General features: G+C 69.4%; 14 protein-coding genes and 2 tRNA genes. 8 read left to right on the forward strand and 8 right to left on the reverse strand.

All coding sequences use genetic code 11. The features are described from left to right. Positions 1-129: 129 nt before the first annotated feature. Positions 130-205, reverse strand: a tRNA-His gene (locus tag KVS71_RS16540). A 36-nt stretch (positions 206-241) separates the two neighbouring features. Then, positions 242-868 carry an oligoribonuclease gene (gene orn, locus KVS71_RS16545; RefSeq protein ID WP_217585056.1) on the reverse strand — a complete coding sequence of 209 codons (627 nt, stop codon included), beginning with the start codon at positions 866-868 and terminating at the stop codon, positions 242-244. 61 nt (positions 869-929) lie between these two features. Here orn and KVS71_RS16550 point away from each other — a divergent pair. Further along, a tRNA-Arg gene (locus KVS71_RS16550) sits at positions 930-1,002 on the forward strand. 28 nt (positions 1,003-1,030) lie between these two features. Here KVS71_RS16550 and KVS71_RS16555 read toward each other — a convergent pair. Next, positions 1,031-1,303 (reverse strand): hypothetical protein, encoded by a 273-nt coding sequence (locus KVS71_RS16555; RefSeq protein ID WP_060922774.1) that lies wholly within the window; start codon positions 1,301-1,303, stop codon positions 1,031-1,033. A gap of 206 nt (positions 1,304-1,509) precedes the next feature. Between KVS71_RS16555 and KVS71_RS16560 the strand changes: the two genes are divergently transcribed. The 4 genes from KVS71_RS16560 (at position 1,510) to KVS71_RS16575 (ending at position 4,716) form a co-directional block, all read left to right on the forward strand. Continuing rightward, positions 1,510-1,965 (forward strand): single-stranded DNA-binding protein, encoded by a 456-nt coding sequence (locus KVS71_RS16560; protein WP_105949795.1) that lies wholly within the window; start codon positions 1,510-1,512, stop codon positions 1,963-1,965. Between the two features lie 9 nt (positions 1,966-1,974). Then, on the forward strand, positions 1,975-2,460 hold the full coding sequence (locus tag KVS71_RS16565; RefSeq protein WP_260981395.1) for a hypothetical protein: 486 nt from the start codon (positions 1,975-1,977) through the stop codon (positions 2,458-2,460). Positions 2,461-2,540: 80 nt separating this feature from the next. Further along, complete coding sequence (ettA, locus tag KVS71_RS16570) at positions 2,541-4,220, forward strand: energy-dependent translational throttle protein EttA (protein WP_060922775.1); 1,680 nt, start codon at positions 2,541-2,543, stop codon at positions 4,218-4,220. 7 nt (positions 4,221-4,227) lie between these two features. Beyond that, complete coding sequence (locus KVS71_RS16575) at positions 4,228-4,716, forward strand: thioesterase family protein (protein WP_144881056.1); 489 nt, start codon at positions 4,228-4,230, stop codon at positions 4,714-4,716. An 8-nt stretch (positions 4,717-4,724) separates the two neighbouring features. Here the strand turns inward: KVS71_RS16575 and KVS71_RS16580 are convergent, their stop codons facing one another. Further along, positions 4,725-5,612 (reverse strand): acyl-CoA thioesterase II, encoded by an 888-nt coding sequence (locus KVS71_RS16580; protein ID WP_060922777.1) that lies wholly within the window; start codon positions 5,610-5,612, stop codon positions 4,725-4,727. Between the two features lie 50 nt (positions 5,613-5,662). On the opposite strand from KVS71_RS16580, the gene KVS71_RS16585 reads away from it, so the two are divergent. Then, positions 5,663-6,328, forward strand: a complete 666-nt coding sequence (locus tag KVS71_RS16585; RefSeq protein WP_083370857.1) for a hypothetical protein — start codon at positions 5,663-5,665, stop codon at positions 6,326-6,328. Positions 6,329-6,359: 31 nt separating this feature from the next. On the opposite strand, the gene KVS71_RS16590 is transcribed toward KVS71_RS16585, so the two are convergent. The 4 genes from KVS71_RS16590 to pepN all read right to left on the reverse strand — a co-directional run bounded on the left by KVS71_RS16590 (position 6,360) and on the right by pepN (position 12,177). After that, the gene (locus KVS71_RS16590; RefSeq protein WP_144881057.1) at positions 6,360-8,024 is read right to left on the reverse strand and encodes an FAD-binding dehydrogenase; all 1,665 of its coding nucleotides are present in this window, start codon (positions 8,022-8,024) and stop codon (positions 6,360-6,362) included. Further along, entirely contained in the window at positions 8,021-8,470 is a 450-nt protein-coding gene (locus tag KVS71_RS16595; protein WP_105949800.1) for a globin, read from the reverse strand. The genes KVS71_RS16590 and KVS71_RS16595 overlap by 4 nt, the downstream gene beginning before the upstream one ends. Then, positions 8,467-9,543 carry a mechanosensitive ion channel family protein gene (locus tag KVS71_RS16600; protein WP_062634639.1) on the reverse strand — a complete coding sequence of 359 codons (1,077 nt, stop codon included), beginning with the start codon at positions 9,541-9,543 and terminating at the stop codon, positions 8,467-8,469. The genes KVS71_RS16595 and KVS71_RS16600 overlap by 4 nt, the downstream gene beginning before the upstream one ends. An 81-nt stretch (positions 9,544-9,624) precedes the next feature. Further along, positions 9,625-12,177, reverse strand: coding sequence for an aminopeptidase N (gene pepN / locus KVS71_RS16605; protein WP_217585057.1), 2,553 nt, complete (start codon positions 12,175-12,177; stop codon positions 9,625-9,627). A 170-nt stretch (positions 12,178-12,347) separates the two neighbouring features. On the opposite strand from pepN, the gene KVS71_RS16610 reads away from it, so the two are divergent. Further along, a complete protein-coding gene (locus KVS71_RS16610; RefSeq protein ID WP_217585058.1) occupies positions 12,348-13,532 on the forward strand; it encodes a ferrochelatase in 1,185 nt (394 codons plus the stop codon). A gap of 33 nt (positions 13,533-13,565) precedes the next feature. After that, positions 13,566-14,051, forward strand: coding sequence for a ribose-5-phosphate isomerase (locus tag KVS71_RS16615; protein ID WP_060922011.1), 486 nt, complete (start codon positions 13,566-13,568; stop codon positions 14,049-14,051).

A 14,051-nucleotide genomic window follows, 5' to 3' on the forward strand; every position in this document is an offset into this window, starting at 1 on the left:
GTTCGCGACCGTCAGCGCGCGATGCCAGAGTCAACGCCGCGCGCCACGCCACCCGATTCTGACCCGCGCACCTAGGGCCGCAGGAGAGACGAAGAGGCTCGGACCGAACCGGTCCGAGCCTCTTCGAGCTGGGGTGAGTAACGGGGCTTGAACCCGCGACCTCCTGGACCACAACCAGGCGCTCTACCAACTGAGCTATACCCACCATGCGCCCGCCGAAACAGGCAACCCCACGAGTCTATTACATGTTCGGGGCGAACTCCGACACCGTGCGCGCGGCGATCTCCTTGGCGTCGTCGCTGGAAGGCCCGGGCTCGTCCACGAAGACGGCCTCCCGGTAGTAGCGGAGTTCGCGGATGGACTCCAGGATGTCGGCCAGCGCTCGGTGGCCGCCGTCCTTGGCCGGAGCCTGGAAGAACACCCGGGGGTACCAGCGACGGGACAGCTCCTTGATGCTGGAGACGTCGACGTTCCGGTAGTGCAGCCACTGGTCGACCTGCGGCATGTACTTCGCGAGGAACATGCGGTCGGTGCCGATCGTGTTGCCGGCGAGAGGCGCGCGGCGCTCGAGCGGGACGAAGCGGCGGATGTAGGCCAGCGTCTGCTCCTCCGCCTCCTGGAGGGTGACTCCGTGCGGGATCTCGTCGATGAGTCCCGAGGTCTCGTGCATGGCGGTGACGAAGTCGTTCATGTGCGCGAGCGCGTCCGCGCTCGGACGGATGACGACCTGGAAGCCGGGGTCGAGCGGACGGAGCTCGAAGTCGGTCACCACCACGGCGATCTCGACGAGTTCGTCGACCGCGAGATCGAGACCCGTCATCTCGCAGTCGATCCAGACGAGGCGGTCGTTCTCCGAAGCAGTCACCATGTCGCCATCCTATCGACGGCCCCGACATCCACCGGGGGAGCGCGGTACGGTAGAGAGGTCCGCCTCCGTAGCTCAGGGGATAGAGCAGGAGCCTTCTAATCTCTTGGTCGCAGGTTCGAATCCTGCCGGGGGCGCAGGGAAATCCGGTCGAGACGACCGCTGTCAGCAGTGCCGCAGCGCGTCGACCGCGTCATCCGCGCGCCAGAACTCGCCGATCAGCCGGAAGCCGCCCGTCGCCAGGTGCAGCCGTTCCGCGCGGTAACGGAGGCCCAGAGGGTCGGCCACCACCCGCAGATGGCCGAGGACGTGGTCGCGGTTGTCCTGGACGCGCCACAGGTGATCGGCGGCACGGACGAGGTGCTCTCGACGGGACGCGAGCGGCGGGGCTGCAAGCGGGACTCCGGGAGCGGGGATCGAAGCGGTGGCGGTGGTCATGGTCTCTCCTTCCATGGTTCGAACGTACGACCGACCACCGACATTCGCGCGTGCTCCGGTATCCGGGGATGACCTGGCTTCTTCTGCACAACGCACCGCCACCCGAACCCGTCCACGGATCACGGGATCGCGTCCCCGCCACCTGCTCGGCGGGGTGCACGCTGGAGCGCATCCGGCCGCCGAGCCGGCAGCGAGAGGACGAACAGATGATCGACACCGTGACCGTCGTCGGGAGAGTCGCGACGGAGCCCACACCCGGGCGGACGAGCGCAGGAGTGCCCGTCACGAACTTCCGGCTCGCGAGCACGCACCGGCGCTTCGACGCTGCGACCGGCTCGTGGATGGACGCAGGGACCAACTGGTTCTCGATCGCGGCCTTCCGTCAGCTCGCCGAACACGCGCGGGCCTCGCTGCGGGTGGGGGACAGCGTCATCGTCTCCGGACGGCTCCGGGTGCGACCGTGGGAGAGCAACGGGAAGCAAGGGACGAGCGTCGACATCGACGCGGACACGATCGGGCACGATCTCCGGTGGGGGACCACGGCATATCGGCCGAGCGCTCGGCCCTCGCCCGCGGAGGCGGGGGAAAGCGGCGATCACACGACGGCGGACGACGAGGCGCGCGACGCGTGGGATCAGCCTGTGGAGACCGAGGCGGCCTAGACTCTGCTCGTGCTCCGATCGGTCCTCCCGTCCCGCGCTGCGGCGCTCGTGCTCGTCGCCGGTGTCTCGGTAGCCGTCCTCGCCGGATGCGCGCCGGAGCCCACGGCGACGCCGACTCCCACGGCGACAGCCACCGCTGATCCGACGCCGTCCGCCGCTCCTGCCCTGGTGCCGGACGGGAGCGCCGAGGACAACCTCCCCGTGTTCACGGCAGTGGCGGAGCAGGTCTGGGGGACGGAGCAACGCGGGGAGGGGCGCGCGTACGTCGACCGGCTCGTCGCGGCGGGATTCGATCGGGAGGCTATGCAGCTCACGCCGGACCAGTCCACCGTCGGGAACCCTGCGGAGAGCATCCAGTTCTCGGTCCGCTGGGGCGAGGAGGAGTGCCTGATCGGACAGGTCGGTCCCTCCACCGGTGCCGTCGTGACCACGGTCATGCCCCAGCTCGCCGGCGGGCGGTGCCTGGTGGGCGCGACGCGGCCGATCGACTGGTGACTCGCGTACACAGATAAGCCCACTCGCGGCCGGTAGGCTGGAGTGTCGATCTTCGACGCCAACAGAAGGAGCGGTTTTCGGTGGCTGAGTACATCTACTCCATGGTTCGTGCCCGCAAGGCGGTGGGTGAGAAGCTCATCCTGGACGACGTCACGATGGCGTTCCTGCCGGGCGCGAAGATCGGCATGGTCGGCCCCAACGGCGCCGGAAAGTCGACGATCCTCAAGATCATGGCCGGGCTCGACACCCCGTCCAACGGTGAGGCCAAGCTCTCGCCGGGGTACTCCGTCGGCATCCTCATGCAGGAGCCGGAGCTCGACGAGTCGAAGACGGTCCTCGAGAACATCCAGGACGGCATCGCCATCAAGGCGAAGGTCGACCGGTTCAACGAGATCTCCGCGCTGATGGCCGACCCGGATGCCGACTTCGACGCGCTCCTCGCGGAGATGGGGACGCTGCAGGAGGAGATCGACGCCGCGGACGGCTGGGACCTCGACTCCCAGCTCGAGCAGGCGATGGACGCCCTCCGCACCCCGCCCGGCGACGCGGCCATCGCTCCGCTCTCCGGTGGCGAGAAGCGCCGTGTGGCGCTGGCCAAGCTGCTGCTGCAGAAGCCCGACCTGCTGCTCCTCGATGAGCCCACCAACCACCTCGACGCGGAGAGCGTGCTCTGGCTCGAGCAGCACCTCCAGTCGTACAAGGGCGCCGTGATCGCCATCACCCACGACCGGTACTTCCTCGACCACGTGGCCGAGTGGATCGCCGAGGTCGACCGCGGACGGCTCATCGGCTACGAGGGCAACTACTCCACGTACCTGGAGAAGAAGGCCGAGCGCCTCGACATCCAGGGCAAGAAGGACGCCAAGCTCGCCAAGCGCCTGAAGGACGAGCTGGACTGGGTCCGCTCCAGCGCGAAGGGGCGCCAGACGAAGTCGAAGGCGCGTCTGGCCCGGTACGAGGAGATGGCGGCCGAGGCGGAGCGCACGAGGAAGCTGGACTTCGAGGAGATCCAGATCCCCGCCGGTCCTCGACTCGGCAACGTGGTCATCGAGGCCAAGAACCTCCAGAAGGGCTTCGACGGCCGCTCGCTCATCGACGGCCTGAGCTTCAGCCTTCCGCCGAACGGCATCGTCGGCGTCATCGGCCCGAACGGCGTCGGAAAGACGACCCTGTTCAAGACCATCGTCGGGCTGGAGCCCCTGGACGGCGGCGATCTGAAGATCGGCGAGACCGTCAAGATCAGCTACGTCGACCAGTCGCGGTCGTCGATCGACCCGAACAAGACCCTGTGGGAGGTCGTCTCCGACGGTCTGGACTTCATCACGGTCGGCAAGACCGAGATCCCGTCCCGGGCCTACGTCTCGAAGTTCGGTTTCAAGGGCCCGGACCAGCAGAAGAAGGCCGGCGTGCTCTCCGGTGGTGAGCGCAACCGTCTGAACCTCGCGCTCACCCTCAAGGAGGGCGGCAACCTGCTCCTCCTCGACGAGCCGACCAACGACCTCGACGTCGAGACGCTGAGCTCCCTGGAGAACGCGCTGCTCGAATTCCCCGGCTGTGCGGTGGTCATCACTCACGACCGGTGGTTCCTGGACCGGATCGCGACGCACATCCTCGCCTACGAGGGCACGGACGAGAAGCCCGACCAGTGGTACTGGTTCGAGGGCAACTTCGAGGCCTACGAGCAGAACAAGATCGAGCGACTCGGCCCGGATGCGGCGAAGCCCCACCGGTCGACGCACCGCAAGCTCACCCGCGACTGAGTCGACTATGAGCACTGACTCGCCGGGTTTCCGCCTGCACATCCCGATCCACCTCCGCTGGGGCGATCTGGATGCGTTCAACCACGTCAACAACACCTCGATGCTCAAGCTGCTCGAGGAGGCGCGCGTCCGCGCGTTCTGGCGGGCGGGACCCGGCGAGGATGCGCCGTCCACCGCCGTCCTCGACTCCGGGATCGAGGAGGGGATCCTGACCCTCATCGCGCGGCAGGAGATCGAGTACCTCGCTCCGGTTCCGTACCAGCGGCGCCCGCTCGAGGTGCAGATGTGGTTCGGGAAGCTCGGCGGGTCCAGCGTCGAGGTCTGCTACGAGGTGCACAACGACCCCGCCGCCGAGCCGCGTGAGCTCTACGCGCGATCCACCGCGATCATCGTGCTCGTCGACGCGGGTACCGGACGGCCGACACGCCTGACGGCGGAGATGCGCGAGGCGTGGGAGCCGTACGTCGGTCCCTCCATCGAGTACGCGCACCGCTGAGCGATGCGTCAGCGATCCTCGGGAACGCGGATCATGATCTCCTGCGCGACACTCGCCACCAGCGTGCCCTCCCGGGTGTAGACGCGCCCCGTCGCGAGTCCGCGACCGCCGCGGGCGTTCGGCGACTCCTGCACATAGAGGAGCCACTCGTCCACGCGCGCCGGGCGATGCCACCACATCGCGTGGTCAAGACTCGCGACCTTCAGGCCGGGAAGTGACCAGGAGACCCCGTGTGCGCGCAGGATCGACTCCTGGATCGTCATGTCGCTGAGGTAGGCCAGCGCGGCCCGATGCAGCCGCTGGTCGTCGGGGAGCGGGGCGCGCAGTCGCATCCACACCGCCTGCCGGGGGACCCGTTCGTCATCGTTCGGCAGGTAGAGGGGGGAGTCGACGTGGCGGATGTCCGCGGCACGCTCGCTCAGCATGCGTCGCGCGCCTCCGGCGAGCCCGGGCACACGGTCCTCATCGGGGGCGAGGTCTTCCGGGACGGGCACACCGGCGGGCATGGGCTCGGCGTGCTCCACCCCGGGATCGGCATCCTGGAACGAGGCGATCATCGAGAAGATCGGCACGCCGTTCTGGTACGCCTGGGTGCGGCGGGTGGAGAACGAACGTCCGTCGTGGATACGGTCGACGGCGATGGTGATCCCTTGGCTCGCATCGCCGGGACGGAGGAAGTAGCCGTGCATCGAGTGGACGGCGCGGTCCTCCGGCAGCGTGCGCTCCGCGGCCACGAGGGTCTGCGCGAGCACCTGTCCGCCGTAGATGCGGCCGCTCGGCATCGGGTGCGACGAGCCGGTGAAGATGTCCTCGGTGGTCCGCGCCTGGGTGGCGTCGAGGTCGAGGACGTCGAGAAGACGCTCCACGGTCTGGATGGCGTGCTCGTCGGCGCTCATGTGTTTCCCTCCGCGGCCCGGGGTCGCCGCTCGTTGGTAGTTTAGAACGCGTGACCCCTCAGCTCCTGCTCGCCGATCCGGACACGGCGAAGGATGTCCTCACGTTCACGGGCCGCGCGGCCCGGGTGTCCGACGAGGGTGTGCGGCTCCAGGCTCATCAGGGCGTGCTGGCCCTCACCACGGCGGTCCTCGCGCCTCAGGGGCTCTTCGATCAGACGCCGACGATCCTTGCCATGCGCATCGTCCGAGCCGACCCGGAGCTCGAGTGCGACCTCGTGATCGACGCCCTGAGGTCGACGGACGACCCGCAGCGCCTCGCCCTGCCGGAGACCGCTCTCTCACCCGCGTGGGCCGGTGTCGCGCCCCCACGACAGGGGTGGGCACTGGAGTCGACCCTTACCGCCTCCGTCATCGCGCAGCGCGCGCAGTGGGGCATCTCCGCGGTCGCGCACGGCGCGGGACCGGGATCCGGCGAAGAGGCGGTGCGCGCGCTCCGCGCGGCGATCTGGGGCGAGCCGGACGACGACCTCGGCGGCCTGCCGCGCGGCGTCGCTTTCGCGGCAGACGCGCTCGGATTCATCTCCGGCGAAGAGGACGTGCCCGTCACGCGTTCCGGTCGTTGGACGCGGCTCGCGTTCCGCCGCGGCCACGTGCTCGCCCGCGGTCCCGTGGCCTCCGGGCTGACCGGCGTGCGAGCCACCGGCACCCGCGCCTGACGCGATCGCGGGACCGGCGGGCAGCTCGGGATCAGCCGACGGCAGCCGCTGCGCGACCCGCCTGACGGCCGGAGAACAGGCACCCGCCGAGGAACGTGCCCTCCAGGGCTCGATAGCCGTGCGCCCCTCCGCCGCCGAAGCCGCTGGCCTCGCCCGCGGCGAAGAGACCCGGAATCGGCGCGCCGCTTCCATCCAGGGCGCGACCGTCCAGATCCGTGTTGATCCCCCCGAGGGACTTCCTGGTGAGCACGTGCAGCTTGACCGCGATCAGCGGCCCGGCGGAGGGGTCCTGGAGCCGATGCGGGGCCGCGGTGCGGATGAGCTTGTCCCCGCGATAGGCCCGCATCGAGCGCAGCATGCCGATCTGCGGGTCCTTGCTGAAGTCGTTGACCATCTCCCGGTCGCGGGCGACCACCTCGCGGCGCACGGCCTCGATGTCCAGGAGTTCGCCCCCGGGGTGGGCCGCCATCTGCTCCAGCAGCGACTCCAGGTCGTTCTCGACGATGAAGTCCTCGCCCTCGTCGAGGAACGACTGCACGGGCCCCGTCGGCCCTTTCGCAAGGCGGGACTTGAGGAGCAGGGCCACGTCCTTGCCGGTGAGATCCGGGTTCTGCTCGCTGCCGGACAGTGCGAACTCCTTCTCCACGATCTGCCGCGAGGTCACGAACCAGGAGTGGTCGTGGCCCGTCCGCCGCAGGTGCTCGAGCGTGCCGAGGGTGTCGAAGCCGGGGAAGAGCGGAACGGGGAGCCGGTGTCCGGTCGCGTCGAGCCACAGCGACGACGGGCCGGGCAGGATGCGGATGCCGTGCTGCGGCCACACCGGGTCCCAGTTCGTGATGCCCTCCACGTAGTGCCACATCCGGTCGCCGTTGATGAGGCGGGCTCCGGCGGCGGCGCTCACGGTCTGCATCGAGCCGTCGACATAGGCAGGCACGCCGGAGAGCATGTGCGCCGGGGGAGTGCCGAGGCGCGAGGGCCAGGCCGCTCGGACGAGGTCATGGTTTCCGCCGATGCCCCCGGAGGCCACGATCGTCGCCGCCGCGTCGATCTCGAACGCGGCGATCACGTCTCGGGATGAGGGGACGCCCCGGGCGGCACCGTCCGACGCCAGCACGCTCCCGCGCGCACCGGTCACGCGTCCGTCGGTGAGCACGAGTTCCTCGACGCGGTGTCGAGCGAGGACGGTGAGCCGTCCCTCGCGCTCTCCCTGCTCGACGGCGGCCGCGAACGGGGCGACGATCCCCGGCCCGGTGCCCCAGGTGATGTGGAAGCGGGGGACGGAGTTCCCCGGACCGAGGGCGCCGTAGCCGCCCCGCTCGGCCCAGCCCACCACCGGGAAGAAGCCGACACCACGGGCGCGGAGCCAGGAGCGCTTCTCGCCGGCCGCGAACTGCAGATAGGCCTCTGCCCAGCGCCGGGGCCACTCGTCCTCGGGGCGGTCGAATCCGGCGGTGCCGAACCAGTCCTGGGTCGCGAGCTCGAGCGAGTCGGTGATGCCGAGGCGGCGCTGTTCCGGAGAGTCCACGAGGAAAAGCCCGCCGAAGGACCACCACGCCTGCCCGCCCAGGTTCGTCCGCGGCTCCTGATCGACGATGACGACGCGACGTCCGGCCTCGAGGGCTTCCGCGGCGGCCACGAGACCTGCCAACCCCCAACCGATCACCAGGACGTCTGCGGTCGGGGGTGTGGTCGTCATGGGGTCTCCGTTGAATCCTGACGGGTGCGGGTCTCCAGGGTCGTGCGCCCCTGGGGAGCCGTGCCGATGCCGGACGGCTCGAATGTGTTCACCATGGCATAGGCGGCGCGCTCCAGGTAGTCCCAGAGAGTGGTTTCGTGCAACGGGGACAACTGCGCCTCGTCCAGAGCCGTGCGCATATGACGAAGCCAACGATCGCGGGCGTCGGGGTCGACGCGGAAGGGCATGTGACGCATCCGCAGGCGGGGGTGCCCACGGGTCTCGCCGTAGGTGCTCGGGCCGCCCCAGTACTGTTCGAGGAACAGCAGCAGCCGCTCCTCGGCCGGACCGAGGTCCTCCTCCGGGTACATCGGCTTGAGCACCGGGTCGAGGGCGACCTCGCGATAGAAGACCGAGACGATCTTCGCGAACGTCTCGCGCCCGCCGACCTCGTCGTAGAACGTCACTTGTCTGCACTCCCGTCGCCGCCGGTGTTCTTCTTGCGCCGCCAGATGCCGCGATCCGGGATCACGGGCACCCCGGTGACGGCGTTGGGGCGCGTCTTCGGCGGGTTGGCGCCCCGCACGCGGCGCGCACCCTCCAATCCGGTGGGCACGACGTCCGCGAGACGCGGCACGTCGATCTCCTTCTCCAGCAGAGCGGCTCGGAGCCGGCGTCGGAGCTCCTGCGCCACGTCGTCTCGCGCGTTCGCTCTGGTCTTGATGACGGCGCGCACCACGAGGGCGTCGCCGTCCACCGACTCCAGGCCCCACAGCTCCGGCTTCTCCACGATGCGGGTGCGCCACTTCGGGTCCTTCGCCAGGCCCTGCGCCGTCTCCAGCAGGATGTGCTCGACCTGTTCGAGGTCGGAATCGGGTGCCACACCGATATCGACGATCGCGCGCGCCCAGCCCTGCGACATGTTCCCGATCCGGGTGACCTCTCCGTTGCGCACGTACCAGAGGGTCCCGTTCACGTCCCGCACCTGGGTCACGCGCACGCTGACGTACTCGACGACGCCGCTCGCCAGCCCGAGGTCGACGACGTCGCCGATGCCGATCTGGTCTTCGGCGACGAGGAAGATACCGTTCAGCACGTCTTTGACGATGTTCTGGGCGCCGAAACCGAGACCGGCACCGACCGCCGCCGTGAGAAGGGTGAGCGAGCCGAGGAGAGCATTGTCGATCGCGTTGACGATGAGGATGATCGCGATGATCACGAGCATCACGTTGACGATGTTCTGCAGGATGGTGCCGAGCGTGCGCGTGCGCTGGACCAGTCGCATGTCGGCCAGCGGGGAGCGTTCGAGTGCCTGGGTGTCGTCGACGGCGGCCTTGTTCTTGGCGGTGTCGACGATGCGGTGCACGACCCGCCTGATCACCCGGCGCAGCACGAGCGCGATGAGGACGCAGGCGCCGATGATCAGGGCGATCTGCAGGAGCTTGCCGCCGACCTTGGTCAGCAGCGCGAGCATGTCCACCACCCACGCGGGGAGTTCGGCGGGCGTCGGCGTGGGGGTCGTCTCAGCGGAGATCAGCATCGTGTCGATGGTACCGAGAGGGCCTCTGCGCCGGCTGGAAGAGCGACGGCAGAGGCCCGTGTCGGTGTCGGTGGTGGAGGGTCAGTCCTCGGCGTCGCGGGACTGCGCGGCGAGGGCACGCTCCACGTCCGCAAGGTTCTCCAGCACGAGCCGGCGCAGGGCGGGCGGCGCGTCCTGGTGCGCGGAGAGCCAGCCTCGCGTCGCATCGCGCAGCGCGACGTCGGCGAGAGCGGTGGGGAAGAGCCCGACGACCAGGTACTGCGCGATCTGGTAGGTCCGCGACTCCCACACCGGCAGGAGCATGTCGAAGTACTGCGGCACGAAGGCGCCCAGCACTTCCACACCCGCCGGGTGGACGAAGCCGAGGGCTGCCGAGCGGACGATCGTGTTCGGGGCGTCGTCGCGTGCGATCAGCGCGTCCCAGGCCTCCTGCTTCGCGGCGGCATCCGGAAGCGCGGCGCGCGCCTGCGCGGCGAACTCCGCACCCTTGGCGGTGTTGTCGGCGGCGAGCGCGGCGTCGATGGCCCCGGCGTCGGTCGCGCCGATGGTCGCGAGGCCGACGAGGAGCTGCCAGCTCAGGTCGGCGTCGACATCGAGTCCGGGGAGCGTCTCCTCACCCGAGCGCAGACGCCCGACGATGCCGGCGTGCTCCGGCGTCACCAGGTTGTTCGCGAAGGCGGTGACGAACTGGAGCTGGCTGTCGCTGCCGGCCTCCGCCGACTCGGCGAGCGCCCAGAGACCGTCGGCCACCTTCAGCCGTGCGGCTTCGCGCTCCGCCGGGGCGACGTAGAGCGTCGCGGCCGTCCGGAGCTGCGCGAGGGTGGTGCGGACCGTGGTGGACTCGGTCTCCCGGCCGATGTTGCCGAGAACGAGGTCGATGTAGTCGGACGCCGCCGTCTCCGCGTCGCGGGTCTGGTCCCAGGCGGCGCCCCAGACGAGCGAGCGGGCGAGGGGGTCGTGGATGTCGGCGAGGTGGGCGATCGCGGTCGCGAGCGACTTCTCGTCGAGACGGATCTTCGCGTACGCGAGGTCGTCGTCGTTGAGGAGGATGAGGTCGGGACGGTCGAGGCCCTGGAGCTCGGGGACCTCGGTGCGGTCGCCGTCCACGTCGACCTCGATGTGATGGGTGCGCGTGAGCGCGCCGTCCTGCAGCGAGTAGAAGCCGATGCCGAGACGGTGCGGACGGATGGTCGGGTAGTCGGCCGGAGCCGTCTGGGTGATGGCGAAGCGCGAGATCTTGCCGTTGTCGTCTTCGGCTACGACGGGCTCGAGGGTGTTGACCCCGGCCGTCTCCAGCCACTTCTTCGACCACGTACCGAGATCGCGGCCGCTCGTGGCCTCCAGCTCCGTCAGGAGGTCGCTGAGCTCGGTGTTGCCCCAGGAGTGCTTCTGGAAGTACTGCGAGACACCGGCGAAGAACGCCTCGATGCCGACCCACGCGGCGAGCTGCTTGAGGACCGAGCCGCCCTTGGCGTAGGTGATGCCGTCGAAGTTGACCTGCACGTCCTCGAGGTCGTTGATCTCGGCGACGATCGGGTGCGTGGAGGGGAGCTGGTCCTGGCGGTAGGCCCAGGTCTTCTCCATCGCGTTGAAGGTCGTCCAGGCCTCGGTCCACTCGGTCGCCTCGGCCGTCGCGATGGTGGACGCCCACTCGGCGAACGACTCGTTGAGCCAGAGGTCGTTCCACCACTTCATGGTGACGAGGTCGCCGAACCACATGTGGGCGAGCTCGTGGAGGATCGTCACGACGCGACGCTCCTTGACGGCGTCGGTGACCTTGCTGCGGAAGACGTACGTCTCGGTGAACGTCACCGCTCCCGCGTTCTCCATCGCGCCGGCGTTGAACTCGGGGACGAAGAGCTGGTCGTACTTGGCGAACGGGTACGGCACGCCGAACTTGGACTCGAAGTAGGCGAAGCCCTCACGGGTCTTGTCGAAGATGTAGTCGGCGTCCAGGTGCTGCCAGAGGCTCTTGCGTCCGTAGACCCCGAGCGGGATCACCCGTCCCGAGGCGCTGGTGAGCTCGGAGAAGGTCGCCTCGTACGGTCCGGCGACGAGAGCCGTGATGTAGGAGGAGATCCGGGGCGTGGGCTCGAAGCCCCAGGTGGCCGAGACGCCGTCGTCGTGGACGATGGGCTCGGGGGTGGGGGAGTTGGAGACGACCTTCCACTCCGCGGGGGCGGTCACCGTGAACTGGAAGGTGGCCTTGAGGTCGGGCTGCTCGAAGACGGCGAACACGCGACGGGAGTCGGGCACCTCGAACTGCGAGTAGAGGTACACCTCGCCGTCCACCGGGTCGACGAAGCGGTGCAGGCCCTCGCCGGTGTTGGTGTAGAGGCAGTCGGCGTCGACGACGAGGACGTTCTCCTCCTGCAGACCGGCGAGCGCGATCCGGGAGTCGGCGAAGACCTCGCGCGGGTCGAGCTGCTCTCCGTTGAGCGAGATCTCGCGCACGTCGCGGGCGATGAGGTCGATGAAGGTGAAGCTGTCGGGGGACGCGGAGAAGCGCACGACGCTCCGGGAGCCGAAGACCTCGGCGCCCTTGGTCAGATCGAGGGCGACCTCATAGGAGTGCGTGTCGACGACGTCGCGGCGCTCCTGCGCTTCGATTCGGGTGAGGTTCTCTCCAGGCAAAGCTGTACTCCCAGGGGTGAGGGGATGTAACCGGGGGTCGGCGCAGTTGGCGCCGACGGCAACCATGACAGCCTACGCCAGAGCGACGCGCGCGCCGTCGATCCTCACGAACCGAGGATAGTCACGGTCGTGCGGACGCTCGTCGTCCGCGGAGGTGGGAAGATGGAGGGGTGACCGCGATCGAGCCGAATGTCGTTCCCTTTGCCTCGCCCGCCGCTGCCGGCGGCGACCCCTATGTGACCACGCCCGTCGCCTACGACGCCATCCTCTTGGCGAGCTTCGGCGGCCCGGAGGGCCAGGAGGACGTGATCCCCTTCCTCCGGAACGTGACGCGCGGTCGGGGCATCCCGGATGAGCGCCTGGAGGAGGTCGCGCACCACTACCGTCACTTCGGCGGCGTGAGCCCGATCAACGGCCAGAACCGCGTGCTCAAGGAGGCGCTGGAGAAGGCGCTCGTGGCCCGGGGGATCGATCTCCCGGTGTACTGGGGCAACCGCAACTGGGGTCCGTACCTCGAGGACGTGCTGCCCGAGGCGTCCGCCAACGGCCACACCACCCTCCTCGCCTTCGCCACGAGCGCGTACAGCTCGTTCTCCAGCTGCCGCCAGTACCGCGAGGACTTCGCCCGCGTGCTGACCGACACCGGCCTCGGCGAGACGGTCACCATCGACAAGATCCGCCCCTTCTACGACCACCCCGGCTTCGTCGAGGCCTTCGAGGCGGGCGTGCGGGAGTCGGTGCAGACCTACCTCGACCAGGGCTTCGCGCCGACCGAGATCCAGGTCCTCTTCTCCACGCACAGCATCCCGACCGCCGACGCCGAGCGCTCCGGCGCCCGCGACATCGACTGGGGCGAGGGCGGGGCCTATGCCGCGCAGCACCTCGCCGTGTCGGAGTGGACGATGGAGCAGGTGTGGGCCGCCATCCCGGGAGCCGCCGACGTGCCCTGGGAGCTCGTCTACCAGTCCCGTTCGGGCCCCGCGTCGCAGCCCTGGCTGGAGCCCGACGTCTGCGACGTGATCGCGGAGCTTCCGGCGCGCGGTCGCAAGGCGGTCATCGTGGTCCCCGTCGGCTTCATGAGCGACCACATGGAGGTCCTCTGGGATCTCGACACCGAGGCCGCCGAGGCCGCGGAGGAGGCGGGCCTCGCCTTCGTCCGCACGCCGACGCCCGGTGTCCGCGAGGCTTTCGTGGAGGGCATCGTCGACCTCATCGAGGAGCGCCTGCAGGGGCGCCCGAACGCGGAGCGTCCGCACGTCACCGATCTGCCCGGCGCCTTCGACGTCTGCCGTCCCGGGTGCTGCGAGAACGTGCGCGCGGGGTTCAAGCCCGCGGCGGCCGGCATCGCCCCCTGAGTCGCGGACGGAGCGGATCCTAGGATGGAGAACATGCGCATCCACATCGCCACCGATCACGCCGGACTCGAGTTCTCGACGCGGCTGCAGGAGCATCTCCGCGCCGCAGGGCACGAGGTGATCGACCACGGTCCGGTGGAGTACGACGCGCTCGACGACTACCCGGCCTTCTGCATCCGGGCGGCGCAGGCCGTCGTCGTCGATCAGGCGACCGGGGTGCCGGCGCTCGGTGTCGTCTTCGGCGGCTCGGGCAACGGCGAGCAGATCGCCGCGAACAAGGTCGCCGGGGTCCGCGCAGCGCTCGTCTGGAACCTCTCCACGGCCGAACTCGCGCGGGAGCACAATGACGCGAACGTCATCTCCATCGGAGCTCGTCAGCACACCTACGACGAGGTCACGGCGTTCATCGACCGGTTCATCGCCACGCCGTTCTCCGGCGACGAGCGGCACGTCCGGCGCATCGGACAGATCGCCGACTTCGAGCGCGACGGCTCGCTCCTCCCGGACCCCCGAGCCTGA

It is taken from the genome of Microbacterium sp. GbtcB4, from assembly GCF_019091465.1.
GTDB lineage: Bacteria > Actinomycetota > Actinomycetes > Actinomycetales > Microbacteriaceae > Microbacterium > Microbacterium paraoxydans.